General features: G+C 45.9%; 14 protein-coding genes. 13 read left to right on the forward strand and 1 reads right to left on the reverse strand.

Features of this window, described 5'->3' with window-relative positions:
• Positions 1–133: 133 nt before the first annotated feature.
• The 11 genes from B5X77_RS07660 to uvrA all read left to right on the forward strand — a co-directional run bounded on the left by B5X77_RS07660 (position 134) and on the right by uvrA (position 15,896).
• On the forward strand, positions 134–1,987 hold the full coding sequence (locus B5X77_RS07660; RefSeq protein ID WP_257391751.1) for a GAF domain-containing sensor histidine kinase: 1,854 nt from the start codon (positions 134–136) through the stop codon (positions 1,985–1,987).
• Positions 1,962–2,618, forward strand: a complete 657-nt coding sequence (locus B5X77_RS07665) for a response regulator (protein WP_079506759.1) — start codon at positions 1,962–1,964, stop codon at positions 2,616–2,618. The genes B5X77_RS07660 and B5X77_RS07665 overlap by 26 nt, the downstream gene beginning before the upstream one ends.
• Before the next feature lie 159 nt (positions 2,619–2,777).
• Positions 2,778–4,205, forward strand: a complete 1,428-nt coding sequence (locus B5X77_RS07670) for a S8 family serine peptidase (RefSeq protein ID WP_079506761.1) — start codon at positions 2,778–2,780, stop codon at positions 4,203–4,205.
• Positions 4,206–4,423: 218 nt separating this feature from the next.
• Positions 4,424–6,880 (forward strand): S8 family serine peptidase, encoded by a 2,457-nt coding sequence (locus B5X77_RS07675; RefSeq protein WP_079506763.1) that lies wholly within the window; start codon positions 4,424–4,426, stop codon positions 6,878–6,880.
• 231 nt (positions 6,881–7,111) lie between these two features.
• Positions 7,112–7,798, forward strand: coding sequence for an HAD family hydrolase (locus B5X77_RS07680; protein WP_079506765.1), 687 nt, complete (start codon positions 7,112–7,114; stop codon positions 7,796–7,798).
• On the forward strand, positions 7,785–8,192 hold the full coding sequence (locus B5X77_RS07685) for a GNAT family N-acetyltransferase (protein WP_079506767.1): 408 nt from the start codon (positions 7,785–7,787) through the stop codon (positions 8,190–8,192). Before B5X77_RS07680 ends, B5X77_RS07685 begins: the two co-directional genes overlap by 14 nt.
• Before the next feature lie 209 nt (positions 8,193–8,401).
• The gene (locus B5X77_RS07690) at positions 8,402–8,968 is read left to right on the forward strand and encodes a helix-turn-helix domain-containing protein (RefSeq protein WP_257391752.1); all 567 of its coding nucleotides are present in this window, start codon (positions 8,402–8,404) and stop codon (positions 8,966–8,968) included.
• 143 nt (positions 8,969–9,111) lie between these two features.
• A complete protein-coding gene (locus tag B5X77_RS07695) occupies positions 9,112–10,353 on the forward strand; it encodes an EAL and HDOD domain-containing protein (RefSeq protein WP_079506771.1) in 1,242 nt (413 codons plus the stop codon).
• A gap of 145 nt (positions 10,354–10,498) precedes the next feature.
• Positions 10,499–10,726, forward strand: coding sequence for a CsbA family protein (locus tag B5X77_RS07700; protein ID WP_079506773.1), 228 nt, complete (start codon positions 10,499–10,501; stop codon positions 10,724–10,726).
• 303 nt (positions 10,727–11,029) lie between these two features.
• A complete protein-coding gene (gene uvrB / locus B5X77_RS07705; protein WP_079506775.1) occupies positions 11,030–13,009 on the forward strand; it encodes an excinuclease ABC subunit UvrB in 1,980 nt (659 codons plus the stop codon).
• A gap of 7 nt (positions 13,010–13,016) precedes the next feature.
• Positions 13,017–15,896 carry an excinuclease ABC subunit UvrA gene (uvrA, locus tag B5X77_RS07710; protein WP_079506777.1) on the forward strand — a complete coding sequence of 960 codons (2,880 nt, stop codon included), beginning with the start codon at positions 13,017–13,019 and terminating at the stop codon, positions 15,894–15,896.
• A 100-nt stretch (positions 15,897–15,996) separates the two neighbouring features.
• On the opposite strand, the gene B5X77_RS07715 is transcribed toward uvrA, so the two are convergent.
• Positions 15,997–16,872: a polysaccharide deacetylase family protein gene (locus B5X77_RS07715; RefSeq protein WP_139378322.1), complete on the reverse strand. Its 876-nt coding sequence runs from the start codon at positions 16,870–16,872 to the stop codon at positions 15,997–15,999.
• Between the two features lie 284 nt (positions 16,873–17,156).
• Here B5X77_RS07715 and B5X77_RS07720 point away from each other — a divergent pair, with 284 nt between their 5' ends.
• Complete coding sequence (locus B5X77_RS07720; protein ID WP_079506781.1) at positions 17,157–17,471, forward strand: magnetosome magnetite crystal formation protein family; 315 nt, start codon at positions 17,157–17,159, stop codon at positions 17,469–17,471.
• Between the two features lie 12 nt (positions 17,472–17,483).
• Positions 17,484–18,578 (forward strand): DUF4097 family beta strand repeat-containing protein, encoded by a 1,095-nt coding sequence (locus B5X77_RS07725; RefSeq protein ID WP_079506783.1) that lies wholly within the window; start codon positions 17,484–17,486, stop codon positions 18,576–18,578.
• Positions 18,579–18,584: the final 6 nt, after the last annotated feature.

The following is an 18,584-nucleotide window of genomic DNA, read 5'->3' on the forward strand; positions in this document are numbered from 1 at the left end:
TCTTCGTGAGTTTGGCCCATTCATTGGCTAGTGGCATCCCCATTCGGCCAGTGAGTGGGTTTTATTTGTATTTTGCTATCCGCCGGGATAAAATTAATTGACTGAAAATTCTAAAATAAGGCAGGCGAGTTGCTTGGAACGTGTCAGAACAAGGGAAAGGTACGCAAAACTGTTCATGAATTCAGTTACGCTGATTGGCTGGCTGCTCATCCTTTTCTCCTTTGTAAAATTACAGGTGCCAGATGAACCTGTTGTACTGGCTCTTTTATTTATCTTTTTACTGATCAGTGAGTACTACCCCATGCCGGTGTGGAGGGGACAGACTGCGATTACTTTTCCGGTTGTTTATGTCCTGTTTTTACTTTATGGATTCTCCTGGACGGCAATTGCCTATGCAGGTGCTGTCCTGGCCGTAAATCTCCTTCACAGAAGGCCGCTCCGGACAGTATTGTTCAATCCGGCCCAGCTTGTGCTCAGTTTCTTAGGTGCGGCTTCCATGCTTCCGCTTGCGGAATCCCTTCTGGAAAAACTGGCGCTGACACCGACTTTACAGGGGATCCTGGGTTATTTTTTCCTGTTAGCTGTTTATGTCATCGTTAATAACCTGATTGTCGACCTGGTGTTGTTCATCAGGCCGCAGCCGTACTCCTTTCAGTTTTGGAAGCAGAAATCTCTTACGGAACTGAATAGTGCTGGTATTTCCTTGATTTACGGAATCACCCTTTATGTTGTCGGCAGTCAAAACCGCGGCGAAATCGATGTGTTTGCTTACTTTTTCTTTTTTTCTCCCCTTGTCGGAATTTCACTGTTGAGTGCGACCATTGCGAGGCTGAGAAGAGAAAAGAACCGGCTGAAGCTGCTTTTCTCGATTACATCGGAGTTAAATCAGATGCTCCCTTCCCAGGACTGGCTTTCCGCGTTGAAAGGGAGCTTCAATGAGTTGATTGGGGCAGATGCAAGTGTATTATGGAAAAAAAAAGATGGGGAATGGGTTTTGAGCTTCAAGGATGGCAGGACAAATCCAGATTTCAGGCTGCCGCCAGAAGTGTTTGCTGAATTCGAGGAGATGCGCCATCCGGTAATCTATAATGACCGAAAAAAAGATGGCGGTATTGCCGCTGCCTGCTTTGAAGAGGATGTGAAGGCGTTCGTTTACTCACCCCTTGTCATCGAGAACGAGACGATTGGAATGTTCATTGTCGCCCGCAGCCGGACGAAAAGCTTTGAGGACCATGATGTCCAATCAATTGCAACGCTCGCCAATCAGCTTGCGGTCATCATCAAGACTCGGATGCTTTTCACCGAAAAAGAAAAGCGGATTGTCCTTGAAGAACGCAACCGGATTGCGCGCGATATCCATGACGGCGTCGCCCAGACACTGGCAGGTGCAGTGATGAAGCTGGAAACCGCGGGAAAGAAGTTCAGCAAAAATCCTGAAGAGACAAAGAAGCTTGTCGATGAAAGTGTCCTCGGCCTCCGGGAAAGCCTGAAGGAGGTCCGTGAATCGATCTATGCGCTGCGTCCATATCCAACCCAGAAAGCGACACTTGCAGAAGCGATTTTGCAGAAAATCGAAGCTGTCCAGAAGGAATATGGGCAGGGGATTGAATTTGAGATCAGGGGACAGGAGCAGGGCCTTAGCCCGATGGTAGAGAAGGTGTTATTCGATACCTTTCAGGAAAGCCTGCACAATGCCATCAAGCATTCGCAGTCAAAGAAAATAGAGGTTCTGTTAAGTTATCAATCGGAGCATATTCTGTTAAGAATCAAGGATGACGGAAAGGGGTTTTCGCTGTTCCAGGCGATGCTGAAGGCAAGGAACCAGCCGCATTTTGGCATCCTGCAAATGAATGATGCCGCTGAAAAAATAAATGCTTCCTTGCAAATCGACAGCAAGGAAGGCTCGGGAACGGAAGTCAGCATCACCGTTCCAAAAATGGGAATCGAGGGGGAGAACAACCATGATCAGGCTCATGCTAGTGGATGACCACGCGGTGCTGCGTGATGGACTGCGCAATATCCTGTCAGTCGAGGAAGATATCGAAGTCGTCGGCGAAGCCGTTTCCGGCGACGAAGCCCTTTTACAGGTAGAAAAATGCAAGCCGGATATGATCCTGATGGACATCAATATGCCAGTGAAAAACGGAGTGGAAGTGACAGGGATCCTGAAAAAGAAATATCCTCATATCAAAATCCTTGTGCTGACGATGCATAGCCACGAGGAATACTTCATGTCTGCGATCCGTGAAGGAGCGGACGGCTATTTATTGAAGGACGCCCCATCCGACCAGGTCGTACAGGCAATCCGGACTGTCGCCCGCGGCGAATCGGTCATCCATCCGTCGATGACCAGGAAGCTGCTCGCCTTTCATCAGCAAAAACAATCCGAACAGGAGGACAACACCCTGACGGAAAGGGAAAAAGAGGTTCTGCTCTGCCTGGTGGAAGGGTTGAGCAACAAAGAAATCGCCGACCGGCTGTTCATCAGCGACAAAACGGTTAAGATCCATGTCAGCAAAATCTTCAAAAAGCTGAACGTCAAGAGCCGTTCCCAGGTCGTCATCCATGCTGTCCAGCACCAGTTAGTACCGATTCCGCCTACATCGAGCGGGGTATAAAGGAGTCCTCCTCAGGAGGCCTCTTTTTCTTTTCGATACTACTTTGGTAGTATCGAAAATTAGTACAGAGGATATTATTTTTTAAACACAATGCAGAATAGTTTTTATGTAAATGTTGTGGGAATATTAAGAAAAATAGCTAAGGAGCTGAAAAACTCAATGAAGTTGAAAGCTGCATTTTTCTCATTTATTCTCATGGCCGCAACTATCTTTGCTTCTATCGTTCCCGGAACTAATACAAAGGCAATCGAGCCTGTCAAAGCAGTTGTTGATGCTGAACTGACGAAATCTCTTTTAACAGCATTAGGTCCAGTGGAAGCAATTGTTACGTTTAAAAGTGACGCAGGAGTGCTGCCGGGACAGGTGAAGCTTCTTGAAGAGATCGGCATTACGAAAGGGTTGACATTAAAAAGCCTGCCAATCGCAGGGGTTCTGGCAACAAAAACACAAATTGACAGACTGGCGCAGAGCGACCAGGTGGTTTCGATTTATCTGAACAAGAAGCTGAAATATGAGAATGCCGAAGCGACCGATCTGACAGGTGTAGACAAAGTCCGAACAGACGATGCGATGAGAAAGCTGAACGGCGGATTGCCAGTAACGGGTAAAGGAATCGGAGTTGTCATTAATGACAGCGGTGTCGATGGCACACATAGGGATCTGGAGTTTGGGAAGCATCTTGTACAGAACGTGCTGGGGTCCACTAACTTGAATGCACTAAGCACCCTGCTGCCTGTCACATATGTTGAAAACGTGCCTAATACGGACTCTAGCTCTGGCCACGGCACTCATGTCGCGGGAATTGTCGGCGGGACTGGCGCGATGTCAGGCGGCAAATATGAAGGTGTGGCACCAGGTGCAAACCTGATAGGCTATGGTTCTGGTGCGGCAGTTGCGATGCTTGATACAATCGGCGGTTTTGATTACGCACTAACGCATCAGCAGCAGTACAATATCCGTGTCATTACAAATTCATGGGGAGACACCGGGGATGCCGGGACAGATTTTGATCCCTACAATCCTATTAATATCGCAACAAAAAAGCTGTACGACCGGGGAATTGTAACTGTATTCTCCGCAGGTAATTCAGGTCCTGATGCTAAAACCATTTCCGGAAACTATAAGAAAGCACCCTGGGTAGTGACGGTCGCTGCCGGAGATAAATCTGGCAAGCTCGCAGACTTTTCTTCGCGCGGTGAAAAAGGCCGCGGCGGAACCGTCACAGTCGACGGGCAGTCCTGGACATGGGTAGACCAGCCGACGGTGACTTCACCGGGAGTCGACATCATTTCAACACGAGTCATCAGCCCGCTTGTAGCACTTGGTGCAACAGCAGATGCGGAATACATTGAGCCAGCCTACCTGCCTTATTACACGACGATGAGCGGAACATCGATGGCAGCTCCGCATGTCGCAGGGATCATCGCGTTGATGCTTGAAGCAAACCCCTTGCTTTCGCCTTCCGAGGTAAAATCTATCCTTGAAAACACGGCAACAGCGATGCCGGACTACGAAGCATGGGAAGTAGGCTCAGGCTATGTGAATGCTTATAACTCAGTTGACGCAGCATTTAAAGCAAGGAAATAACCAGTTTTTTAATCTCTCTTGTCTTGGCAAGGGAGATTTTTAATTCTTCCGAGGATCAGGCGAATAAGAAGCACTACTCATCTATAACTTTTGTACGATGCCAAAATAGTCATTCCGGAAAAGGAGTTTACAACCTTTGAAGAATAGTTTTCCAGCAGAGCATTCATGATAATTAAGTTGGGAATATTCAAAATTTTATAGAATGTGAGGAGAATTTGATGAAACGCTTTATGTATCTGTTGTTCGCACTCCTGCTTGTTATTCCGGTATTTGCTGTACCCCCGGGGAAAGCGAGCAGTCTTGCGGTCATTGATCCGCTTGTCAGCAAGGCAATGGACACGGCCAGTTCACTGGAAGTGATCGTCACCTTTAAAGGAGACAGCGCACCCACTGGTTCCCAGTTATCGCTGCTAAAGACGCTCGGAATTGAAACGGGAGTAAGCATGAAGTCTCTGCCAATTGCCGGAGTCATCGCCACGAAAGTCCAAATTGAAAAGCTTGCGGCAAATCCGGAGGTACAATCGATCTACATGAACAAAAAGCTTTCCTACTTCAATGCGGATGCAACAGCCATTACTGGCGTCGATAAAGCAAGGACGGACGACAGCTTCCGCAAAGCGAATGGCGGACTGCCTGTTTCAGGCAAGGGAGTCGGCGTTGTCGTGAACGACAGTGGTGTCGATGGCACCCACAAAGATCATGAGCTTGGCAAAAATCTTGTACAGAACGTATTGGGCTCAACCAACCTGAATGCACTTGCACCAGGCTTGCTGCCAATCACCTACCAGGAAAACGTCCCAAACACTGATACAAACTCAGGACACGGTACTCATGTGGCAGGAACTGTTGGCGGAACTGGCGCGATGTCAGGCGGCAAGTATGAGGGTGCAGCACCGGGCGCGGATCTGATTGGCTACGGTTCAGGAGCCGCATTGTTTGTTCTTGACGGCATAGGAGGCTTTGACTACGCAATCACTCACCAGTCACAGTACAATATCCGTGTCATCACGAATTCATGGGGCTCTTCAGGAGACTTCGATCCAAATGACCCAATCAATATTGCCAGCAAAAAAGCTCATGACCGCGGCATCACGGTTCTTTTTGCGGCAGGTAATGAAGGTCCTGGAGAGAACACTCATAATCCATATGCGAAAGCACCATGGGTCATTTCAGTGGCAGCTGGAGTGAAAGACGGTACACTGGCTGATTTCTCTTCAAGGGGGACGAAGGGTGCCGGCGGTACATTTACAATGGATGGCAAGGAATGGACATGGAAGGATGAACCGACCGTTACTGCTCCTGGGGTAGATATCGTTTCCACCCGTGTTCTCGGGCCAGTTTCGTCACTGGCTGCCGACCAGGATGCACAAACAATCGAAACAGCCTACCTACCTTATTACACAACCATGAGCGGAACCTCAATGGCGACTCCCCATGTTGCCGGGATCGTCGCCTTGATCCTTGAAGCAAATCCATTATTATCGCCTGGTGAAATCAAGCAAATTCTTGAGCAGACCGCTACAAATATGCCAGGTTATGAAACATGGGAAGTTGGGGCAGGGTATGTGAATGCATATGCAGCGATTGACCAGGCATTCAATGGAACTGCTTATGGGTCGACCCTGAACTCAACCAAGACATTTTACAGCAATGTTGAATCATCTACAGAACGCAAGGAGTTTTCAGTAGACTATAATCCGCTGACTTTTATCTCAGATAATCGATACGAATTCACAGTCCAGGAAGGGATGTCCAGTCTTGTAGCCAAAGTCAACGGAGCAGGCATCATTGAGCAAACAGGCAATCCAATCAACCTGGTATTGATTGCCCCAGATGGCACAGAATACAGTTCGGGTGTCAGCCTGCTGTTCCCTCTTTACTATGACCGTACCGTATCAGTATCCTCGCCGGCCGCCGGAAAATGGAAGGCTGAAATCCGCGGGCTTCGCGGTGCAGATGCCAATCCGCTGGGCCTGGCTTTGCCTGAAACAGTAAAAGGGGAAATGGCGTTGACGAAGGTCAGCGGTTTCTCCGGGTTGAACGATATTGCCGGACACCCGGCAGCGGAAGCGATTAAAATGGGTGTAAGTGAGCGTCTATTCGACGGCTTTTCAAATGGCGCCTTTAAGCCTGACACACTTTTAACAAGAGCGGAACTGGCAAAATACCTGGTAATGGGCGCAGAAATCAAGCAATCATTGCCTGCAGCACCAAGCTTCACAGATGTTTCCGGCTCAGAGCTTCCATTTGTTGAAGCAGCCGCCGCGAAGGGAGCATCCTTCCGTGACCAGCACCACATCCAGAATGGAGTCATCCTTCCTAAAGCAGCAGGGAAATTTGCGCCAAAGGATGGCGTGACCCGCGCAGAACTGGCATACTCCCTAGTTCAGGCATTGGGACTGCAAAAAGAAGCGGAAGAATTCGATGGTCAGCTGACAGTTCAATACAATAACGAAAGAATCGCGATTTCAGATGCTTCCGAAGTACCTGAACACTTAAAAGGGTATGTCCAGGCAGCTCTTGATTTGAATATCCTGAATGCCAAGTTTGCAGTAACACAGGGCCCATATGATCTGAAGCCAAAAGTGACAGCAAGCTTCAGCCCTTCTGTAAAAACAACCCGCGGCGATTTTGCGGTTGCAATGACACGATACTATAATGCATTTCTTAAGTAAGGTAGAATGAGAACAGGCCAATCTGGCCTGTTCTTTTTTAAGGCTGTTTTCGTAAAGATTGTTGTTAAGATGATAAAAGCCATTTTGCAGGTCGATACTAAGTTGGCAAGCTCTTTTCTCTTATTAAGCGTTAGTTTGTGAAGAAACTTAGGTAATTCCATCCTATTTTGTAGTCAATAGCGACAAAGTTTGAGAAAAGAGCCTTTTTTAAAAAAAAGGGAGGTGTTTGTTTTGCGTCAAGTTGCAGCTGTATTGTTTGATTTGGACGGTACCTTACTCGATCGGGAATCATCTCTTTTAAAATTTGCTGGAAGTCAGTATGACAGATTTTATAGGGATTTAAGCGTGATAAATAAAGAGGATTATATCAACAGATTCATAGAATTGGACAGCAGGGGTTATGTCTGGAAGGACAAAGTTTACAACTCCCTTTTAAAGGAATTCAACCTCAGGGGCATGACATGTGAAGTCCTTCTAGAGGATTACATGACAAATTTCAAGTATACATGTATCGGCTTTCCCCATTTGCACGAGGTCCTCGTGAGCCTTCAGCAAATGGGACTTAAATTAGGATTAATCTCGAACGGCAAAACCCGATTCCAGATGGATAATGTAAAAGCTTTGGGTATTGAGGGTTTCTTTGATTGCATCCTTATTTCGGAAGAAGTCAGGCTTAGCAAGCCGGATCCGCTGATTTTTCAAAAAGCGCTTGAAAAGCTTGGAGTATCGGCAGCACAAAGTATATATGTGGGCGATCATCCTGAGAAAGACGTCAGTGCTTCCCGGAAAATCGGGATGGTTGGAGTCTGGAAGCGGGATGATTATTGGCAAAACGCGGATGCGGATTATATCATAGAAAATCTAAATAATCTGCTAAGCATCATATCGGAAGGAGCTATGTTACATGGAAAATTTTAAAATTCATTACCATCCGCCCGATGCACTTGATTATATTAATCTGCGTATAGAGGCAGGAATGAGCGGAAAATCGCTGGAAGGTGCAAAGGTCGGATTAAAGAATTCATTGTTTGCAGTCACTATTTATGAGGAATCAGAATTGGCGGCCATGGGACGGATCATCGGCGATGGCGGGACGTTTTACCAGATCGTTGATATTGCCGTAAAGCCAGCCTTTCAGGGCAGGGGATTGGGTAAGCAGCTCATGAAAGAGATTATGAAATATTTAGATGAACATACATACGAAGGTTCATATGTCAGCCTGATAGCCGATGAGCCGGCAAATAAACTTTATGAGCAATTTGGATTTGCTTATACCTTTCCAAAATCTCATGGGATGTACCGGAAATACTAATCCAGTCATCATCATTATAAAACCTGGCTGACTTCTTATTTTTAAAAGATTAAAATTAATGAAATGCACTCATCAAAGAGAAAATGGTTAAAACTGGACGAAATATTACATTAATGGAATTTGACCCAATTTTACATATGAGGGTATTATTCAGAATGTTCAAATGTGCTTTAATTAGCTGAAGAATATTGTGTTAGATTAAAGGATGGTTGAGCTTTAAGATGAAGTACGCACCCGAAGATTTACAGATGATCAAAGAGCAGCTGGGCAGCCAATCATTGTCGGCTATTGCCAGGAGGCTGAACCGTACAATCACAGCCCTCGAAGTGAAAATCACCAGAATGGGCCTTTCTCATACCAAATCCCACACAGGAATGATAACGGCAGGAGAGCTTGCCAGAATTCTCAAGATTGACCGAAATACTGTCATGCAGTGGATTCTAAACCACGAATTGGATTCCTATCAGCGTATCACACGCAATAAAAAAAGATTCACATTTATCAATATCGATGATTTTTGGGCCTGGGCGGATAAAAATCGTCATAAAATTGATTTTTCAAGGCTGGAACTGGACTCTCTTCCGCCAGAACCACACTGGGTGGCAATTGAACGCACACTCAAAAAACAAACAACGAACTACAAGGCCTGGACAAAGCAGGAAGAAAGACAACTATTGGAATGTTACTGCTGCGGCAAGTCTCTGACTGAAATATCCAAGATTCTGGGAAGGACACAGGAGTCTATCCGGAAGAAGCTTAAACGGTTAATTAATTAAAAGAACTTCTCCTAAAAGCCACAATTTATGGTAAATTTATGATTAATCTTGTAATGATTGTTAAATAATAGTATATTTTTCCTATTAAACTATTTTTCAATAATTATCAGATGTGTTGGTTTACGTCCCCAGGAGGAATCAGTATGGATATTTATGTTGCAAGGCAGCCTATTTTTGATATTAATGAGAAAACGGTTGCTTATGAATTGCTATATCGAAGCAGTACAGTCAATAATTATCAGCACACAGATGGGGACCAGGCTACAACTGACGTTATTGTAAATAGTTTCTTGAATATTGGTGTCAAAGAGTTATCGAACGGCAAGCCATGTTTTATTAATTTTACCGAAAAACTATTAAAGCTGGGTGTGCCTTCTTACTTCAATCCATTATCAATCGTTGTGGAGATCCTCGAAACAGTCGATTTGAATGAAGATATCCTGAGTATTTGCCAGGAATTGAAGGCTCATGGATATACAATTGCGCTTGATGACTTTTTCGTTTCACAATGGAATGAAATGACGGTTAAGTTATTGGACTATATTGACATCATTAAGATTGATTTTCGGACGACGAGCCGAACTGACAGACAGGAAATCATTCGTTTTTTAAAGGGCCGGGATATTCGGTTCCTGGCTGAAAAAGTCGAAACGATTGAAGAATACCAGGAAGCAAAGGAAGATGGCTTCGTTTACTTCCAGGGCTTTTACTTCAGCAAGCCAGTCATCCTGAACAGTTATGATATACCAACATACTATCATTCCTATTTTCAAATTTTAAAAGAAATTGAGAATCCGGAGCCAGATCTGGAAAAGATAAAGACCGTCATTGAAAAAGATATTTCCCTTTCCTATAAACTTCTAAGGTTGATCAACAACCCGGTTTTCCGGCCGAAGAATGAGGTCTCTTCTATAAAACAGGCCATCATCCTTTTGGGACTGAATGAAATCAAAAAGTGGATATATGTATTAGCCATAAGGGGTGCCGACAAGGGGTCGGGCAATTCTAAAGAGAGGGAAATCATTGAACTTTCCCTTAAGCGGGGAAAGCTCGGCGAATTGATTGGCAGGAAGGTAGGAAGAGAGGTTCTGGCCTCAAAGTACTTCCTTCTCGGAATGTTTTCCCTGATGGATTCCTTGCTTCATCACCCAATGGAGGACTTGCTTCAAGACCTGCCGCTAAGCAATGAACTGAAAAATGCCTTATCCGGTGAAAAGAACGATGAATATGTCATGCTCCAATTCCTGAAAGACATTGAGCATGCATTCCACGAAAATCTGGAGCTTCCGTTTAACCCGACTGCCATGCCTGAAGAAGAACTTTTCAGGCTTTATGGTGTAGCGAGTGATTGGGCTGCAAAGGTTTTGGGCGAAGAGAATCCATAATATATCAGGCATGCATCCGCATGCTTTTTCTTTTGTGAAGTAAATTCTTGTAACCTGACGATAAAAAAGATATATTTTTACATAGATAAAATTGTTTTCGTGATATCTTGCCATAATATTCTCTCTGAATGAGGTGTTTTTTCCATTGGTGCTGAAATATTTATCCGCACTGCTCCTTCCTGGTTTCATGGTCATTTTTTTCACCAGGGTTGCCTATAACCACATTCTTGCGCTCGTATTGACGGTCGCGCTGATCGCAGCTTCCGTTTATAAAGGGTATACAGATTCCTTCCTGCTGATCGTCGTCGATGCTTTCTCATTGACGCTTGGCTTCTTTTTGGCCAATCAGATGATGAAGCGGAACAAGAATTAACCAAAATAAGTAAAATGCGCCTGTCGAATCCTGTTCGGCGGGTTTTTCTTATGTCAGCTGGTTAAAATGAAGCTCAATCAAACATTTGATTAACAATAATAAGACAGGTTCCAGCAAACTTCTCGTAAAAGAAGATTGCCATTCGAATGTTTGTTCGCTTTTTGTTGGTTTGTTTCGCCTGCTTTGTGGTAGAATGAGGATATGACTTTTTGACATCAATGTAAGGCTTATATATAAGAAGGTTTATTTTATAACAGTAAATAAATGAACCTGGCTTTAAATTAAATTACAGGAGGCTTTTCTGTGAAGGACCAATTTGAATTAGTCTCGAAGTATTCCCCGCAGGGAGACCAGCCTGCAGCAATCAAAGAGCTGGTAAAAGGCATTCGCGAAAATAAGAAGCATCAGACGCTTCTTGGAGCGACAGGTACAGGGAAGACATTCACGATTTCGAATGTCATCAAGGAAGTAAACAAGCCGACCCTTGTCATTGCCCATAACAAGACATTGGCCGGGCAGTTATACAGCGAGTTCAAGGAATTTTTCCCTAACAATGCGGTTGAGTATTTCGTCAGTTACTATGATTACTACCAGCCGGAGGCTTATGTACCCCAGACCGATACATTCATTGAAAAAGATGCGAGCATCAATGATGAGATCGACAAGCTGCGCCACTCTGCCACATCGTCTTTATTCGAGCGCAAGGATGTCATCATCATTGCCAGCGTATCTTGCATCTATGGTCTCGGTAATCCGGATGAATACCGAGACATGGTGGTGTCGCTGAGGACAGGGATGGAAATTGAGCGTAACAAGCTGCTTCATAAGCTGGTGGATATCCAGTATGAACGGAATGACATTGATTTCAAGCGTGGGACATTCCGAGTCCGCGGGGATGTCGTCGAGATTTTTCCCGTCTCCCGTGATGAGCACTGCATGAGGGTCGAATTTTTCGGAGATGAAATCGACCGGATTCGTGAGGTCGATGCGCTGACAGGCGAGATCATTGGTGAGCGGGATCATGTGGCCATCTTCCCGGCTTCCCACTTCGTAACCCGTGAAGAAAAACTGAGAATCGCAATCGAAAATATCGAAAAAGAACTGGAAGAGCGCCTTGAAGTGCTGCGCGGCGAGGAAAAATTGCTTGAGGCCCAGAGGCTCGAACAGCGGACGAGATATGATCTTGAAATGATGAGGGAAATGGGTTTCTGTTCCGGCATCGAAAACTATTCGCGCCACCTGACGCTGAGGCCGGCAGGGGCGACTCCATACACCTTGCTTGATTACTTCCCAGATGACTTTTTGATCGTTGTCGATGAGTCGCATGTTACATTGCCGCAAATACGGGGAATGTTTAATGGTGACCAGGCCCGTAAACAAGTGCTTGTTGACCACGGCTTCCGACTGCCGTCTGCAATGGATAACCGCCCGCTGACATTTGCGGAATTCGAGAATCATGTCAAACAGGCTGTATTCGTTTCCGCTACCCCGGGTCCGTACGAACTCGAGCATACTCCGGAAATGGTCCAGCAAATCATCCGTCCGACAGGATTGCTTGATCCGACTATCGATGTAAGGCCGATTGAGGGCCAGATCGATGACCTGATCGGCGAAATCCAGGAGCGGACGAAGCGCAATGAGCGTGTCCTCGTGACGACTTTGACAAAGAAGATGTCCGAGGACCTGACAGATTATCTGAAGGAAATTGGCATCAAGGTCCAGTACCTGCACTCTGAAGTCAAAACGCTCGAGCGAATTGAAATCATCCGTGAGCTGAGACTTGGTAAGTACGATGTTCTCATCGGAATCAACCTCCTGAGGGAGGGGCTTGATATCCCTGAAGTGTCACTTGTCACTATTCTTGATGCTGATAAGGAAGGCTTCCTTCGTTCAGAAAGATCCCTTATCCAGACAATCGGGCGTGCGGCGAGGAATGCAGGCGGGCACGTCATCATGTATGCTGACAGGATGACCGATTCTATGGAAAAGGCGATCAGCGAGACGAAGCGCCGCCGTGCGATCCAGGAAGAGTACAACGAAAAGCACGGAATCACGCCGCAGACGATCCAGAAGGATATCCGCGATGTAATCCGCGCGACAATTGCTGCCGAGGAGCAGGAAGCCTACAGCCCGGCAGAAGGTTTGAAGAAGCTGACGAAGAAAGATCGCGAGCAAGTGATCTTCAATATGGAAAAGGAAATGAAGGATGCGGCGAAGGCTCTCAACTTCGAAAGAGCGGCCGAGCTGCGTGACCTCATTCTTGAGTTAAAAGCGGAAGGATGACGATAATATGGCTATGGATAAACTGATTGTAAAAGGCGCCAGGGCCCATAATTTAAAAAATATAGATGTCACCATTCCGAGAGATAAGCTTGTTGTGCTGACAGGGCTTTCCGGTTCAGGAAAGTCCTCGCTGGCGTTCGATACAATCTATGCTGAAGGACAGCGCCGCTACGTAGAGTCATTGTCTGCGTACGCACGCCAGTTCCTCGGCCAGATGGACAAGCCGGATGTCGATTCAATCGAGGGATTATCACCGGCAATCTCTATCGACCAGAAGACAACAAGCAGAAATCCCCGTTCAACGGTTGGAACGGTGACAGAGATTTATGATTATTTAAGACTGCTATTTGCAAGGGTGGGAAGGCCAACCTGCCCGGTTCATAATATAGAGATTTCCTCCCAGACGATTGAGCAGATGGTCGATCGCGTACTTGAATATCCTGAGAGAACAAAGCTGCAAATCATGGCGCCGCTCGTTTCCGGCAGGAAGGGCACCCATGTAAAAGTCCTCGAGGATATAAAAAGACAGGGCTATGTCCGTGTCCGTGTTGACGGGGAAATGCTTGACCTGGGGGACGAAATCGAGCTTGAAAAGAACAAGAAGCATTCGATTGAAGTCGTCATCGACCGGATTGTCGTGAAGGAAGGAATTGCAGCTCGTTTGGCGGATTCACTTGAAGCAGCGCTCAAGCTTGGTGAAGGCAATGTCCTGATTGACGTCATGGGAGAAGAAGAATTGATGTTCAGCGAAAACCATGCCTGCCCGATTTGCGGCTTTTCAATCGGTGAGCTTGAGCCCCGGATGTTCTCATTCAACAGCCCGTTTGGTGCCTGCCCGGAATGTGACGGACTCGGCGCAAAGCTGGAGGTTGACGTTGACCTGGTCATCCCGAACAAGGACCTGACATTGAAGCAGCATGCGATTGCTCCATGGGAACCGACCAGCTCGCAATATTATCCGCAGCTGCTTAAGGCAGTCTGCAATCACTATGGAATCGATATGGATATACCGGTAAAAGACCTGCCGGAAAACCAGATGGAGAAGATCCTTTATGGTTCCGCCAAGGACAGGATTTATTTCCGTTATGAAAACGACTGGGGACAGGTCCGCGAAAATTATATTATTTTTGAGGGTGTACTCAAAAACGTTGAGCGCCGTTACAAAGAAACAAGCTCCGACTTTATCCGTGAACAGATGGAGAAATATATGGGCGAGCACGCCTGCCCGACTTGTAAGGGGTATAGGCTGAAGCGGGAAACTCTTGCTGTCCTGGTAGACGGACGCCATATCGGTGAAGTGACGGCATTGTCTGTTGAGGAGGCACACCAATTTTTCAATAGTCTCCAGCTTTCCGAAAAAGAGATGCAGATTGCCAATATGATTTTCCGAGAAATCACAGAACGTCTAGGCTTCCTGATCAACGTTGGTTTGGATTATCTGACGATGAGCCGTTCAGCAGGGACACTTTCCGGCGGGGAGGCGCAGCGAATCCGGCTGGCCACCCAGATTGGCTCACGCCTCACTGGGGTATTGTATATCCTGGATGAGCCGTCCATTGGTTTGCATCAGCGTGACAATGACAGGCTGATCGATACGCTGAAAAATATGCGTGACATCGGCAACACATTAATCGTTGTTGAACATGATGAAGACACGATGCTCGCAGCTGACCACCTGATTGATATCGGCCCTGGCGCGGGTGTCCATGGCGGGGACATCATCTCCCAGGGGACGCCGGCTGAGGTAATGGATGATCCGAACTCCCTGACTGGCCAGTATCTCTCAGGCAAAAAATTCATTCCGCTCCCAATCGAGCGCCGCAAACCAGATGGCCGCTATATTGAAATCAAGGGAGCAAAGGAAAACAACCTGAAAAACGTCAATGTGAAGTTCCCGCTCGGAACCTTCATGGCGGTAACAGGTGTATCAGGGTCCGGCAAAAGTACACTGATCAATGAAATCCTTCATAAATCGCTGGCAATGAAGCTGCACCGGGCAAAAAGCAAGCCAGGTGAGTTCAAGGAGATAAAGGGTGTCGAGCACCTGGACAAGGTTATTGATATTGACCAGTCACCAATCGGACGAACACCAAGATCGAACCCGGCAACGTACACAGGCGTGTTTGATGATATCCGTGATGTCTTCGCTTCGACTAACGAGGCAAAAGTCCGCGGCTATAAAAAAGGCCGCTTCAGCTTCAATGTCAAAGGCGGACGCTGTGAAGCCTGCCGTGGCGACGGGATCATCAAAATCGAAATGCACTTCCTGCCTGATGTATATGTTCCATGTGAAGTCTGTCATGGCAAGCGTTACAACCGCGAAACACTGGAAGTGAAATATAAAGGGAAGAATATTTCCGATATCCTTGATATGACTGTCGAAGCTGCGGTAGAATTCTTCGCTAACATTCCGAAGATCGCCCGTAAGTTGCAGACGATATATGATGTCGGACTCGGCTATATCACACTCGGACAGCCGGCGACGACTCTGTCCGGCGGCGAAGCGCAGCGTGTTAAGCTGGCATCCGAACTGCATCGCCGATCCACCGGCCGCTCTCTGTATATTTTGGATGAACCGACGACCGGTCTGCACGTGGATGATATTTCCCGTTTGCTTGTCGTCCTCCAGCGCCTCGTTGAAAATGGCGATACCGTGCTGGTCATCGAGCATAACCTGGATGTCATTAAAGCGGCCGACTATCTGGTCGACCTTGGCCCAGAAGGCGGAGACCGAGGAGGTACAATCCTCGCCACCGGCACACCAGAAAAAATCGCCGAAGTTCCGGAATCCTATACAGGCAGGTACCTGAAGCCGATTTTGGAACGTGACCGATTGAGGATGAAAGAACAAATCCAGGAAAAAGAAAAAAGCACAAGCAACGCATGATTTTAATGATAAAAGCTCTTCCTTGACTGGAAGGGCTTTTTCGCATTCCTATAGCTTTCTCACAGTTGCTTACCGTGAAATAAGGACTTTACTAGGCCGCTCATTTTAAATGGATCGGGGTCATTTCTGCATCTAAAGCTCTAAAACTATAATTTTGCTCTTTCAGGTACTGGAGCAGTTCGGGCAGCTGGACCAGAGTTTCTTCTCTTTCATGAAGAAGAATGACAAGTGGCTCTTCCTTCTTTGATTTTTCTGCAATCTGGGCAATCGTATTGTCTACCAGTCTCTTGTCACGATAAAACCAATCCTTGCTGTCAATGTTCCAGTCCCACAACTGGTATCCTTTGTCACTGACCGCTTTCTTATGTGGCTCTTTCATATGCGGGACGCTCCCATAAGGTGTCCGGATCAAACTCGAATCAATGCCTGTTATTTCTTTGATTGTCTTTAATGTTTGGTCCATTTCAGCAACAACGGTTTGGGGTGACTGGTAGATTTTCTTTTTGTCATGTGTAACTCCATGTGCCCCGAGACTATGGCCATCTTCAGCCATTCTCTTTACAGAATCGGGAAAATTCCTCATATTACCGTCCAGCATAAAAAAAGTTGCCTTTGCGTCATACTCATTCAATATCGCTAAAATTCGATCAGATACCTTGTGTGGTCCATCATCAAATGTAAGATAGACAGTTTTAGAAGGGGCTTGCGCAGGAGTGGATGCTGGGACTGCAGTCAGGTCATTGGTTTCTGATTGGGTAACCGGCTTCGTATCATCGTCAGAAAATCTGGGAGGCTTTGACTCTAGTTGCTTTAAAACATCATCACTGCGGTGGTAAGCCATTTTTATTTCTTTTGGCTCGCTGAAACTTTGATTGACCACAGGTTTTTTAACCTGGCCTGCAACTGCAGAAGAGGAGGTGACCAGTCCGCCAATCAAACACAATACTGTACACCATCTGGCTGTTTTCCTTTTCATGCTGAACACTCTGCATCCCTCACTGAAATTAAAATTGTTTACTATAACATAGACGTTAATATTTCAGAAATGTTACATTCATATTTCTCTTTAATTACAGAATAATAGTTTGCCAGTCAGAATTGAATAAGAAAATAGTGGGAATTTTTTTATGGAGTTCATGGAAGATTCAATTAGTTGAGGAAAAATGACAAGGATTCTTATAAGACTTGTCGAACTAATTCCATAATAAAATGAAACTTCTCATGTTCCGCTGCGTATTAATTGCTAAGGAGATGAAGAGGATGGATACGAAAAGGATTCTGTCTGCTTTGTGCTATTTCAGCATTATGTATGCCGGGATTTTGTTCCCGTTGGTTGCTTACCTCGCATCAGATGATGGGGAAGTGAAGTTTCATGCGAAAAAGGCTTTGCTTTCACATCTCATTCCGCTGATTCCGATGCCTTTTATCTTAGTTGCAGTTTTTCTTGATTTTACCGGTGGCACGGGAGGATTCCCAGTGCTCATGTTTAGCATCGGTATATTAATGGTCATATTGAGTTTCATCGTGTTGGTATGGAATTTAGTCAAAGGGATCAAAGTTCTTACTATAAACTGAGGGGGAAGGACCATGAAAGAGGAAAGAAAACGAATTTTAAAGCTTGTTGAAGAGGGAAAGATGACCGTGGATGAAGCATTGTTCCTGATTGAGCAGCTGGAACAAGGGAACGCACAGCAACAGGAAAAATCAACTGCCCTTTCCACGGATGTAAAGTTTGATCAAGCAAAAAAAGAAGAATTCAATGCGTATAAATTCAATTCTGTAAAAGATAAGGTTCTCGATTTCGTCGATTCTGCATTTAAAAAAATTAAAGACTTCGATCTAGATTTGAATTTTGGTCCGTCAGTGGATATCACTCATATTTTTCAGCAGGGTGACGCATATTTAAACCAGGTAGATATTGATATGGCGAATGGTTCGGTAAAAGTAGTTCCGTGGGAGCAAAAGGATGTGAGGGTCGAGTGCAGCGCCAAGGTATATCGGGTCGATAACCAGGATGAAGCACGCCGTAAGTTCTTGGAGGATGCCATTTTCACTATTGAAAATCAGAAGCTGCGGTTTTCAGTGCAGCAGAAATGGATGAAGGTGGATGCTGTCATTCATATTCCGGCAGAGGAGTATGAAAATGTTCGGATCCGATTGTTTAATGGCTCCATTGAAGGTGAAAACTTAACCGTAAAGGATTGCCGCGCAAAAACAGCGAACGGAAAAGTACTGCTTGGGAATCTTGAGTGTGGCAAGCTGGAAACGGAAACGGCAAATGGACAAATCAGCATCAGCAAAAGTGCAATCAAAGACCTTGAAGCTGAAACAATCAATGGCGCTATAAAGGCAGATGGCTTTTTTGACCATGTCGATCTTCAGTCTTTCAATGGAAACGTTACGTGTACCGTTAAAAATCAGGATTGCGAAAGCGTGGAAGTGAAGGCGACTACTGGAAGCATCGAGGTTTTCCTGCCAGAGAAAACTCCCGCCAGTGGTGAATTGAAATCGAATCTTGGCGGTTTTACAATTGAAATTGACGGCATTCAGGTTGTTGAGGAAAAAAGCGATATGGTCCAAAAAAACCTTCGCTTCAAGCCTGCTGATGGCGGGCAAAAAGCTGTCAGCCTCTATGCGGATACCAAAACTGGTTCGATTGCGATAAAGAAACTAATTCAGTAGCAGGAA

The organism is Mesobacillus jeotgali (assembly GCF_900166585.1).
GTDB lineage: Bacteria > Bacillota > Bacilli > Bacillales > Cytobacillaceae > Mesobacillus > Mesobacillus jeotgali_A.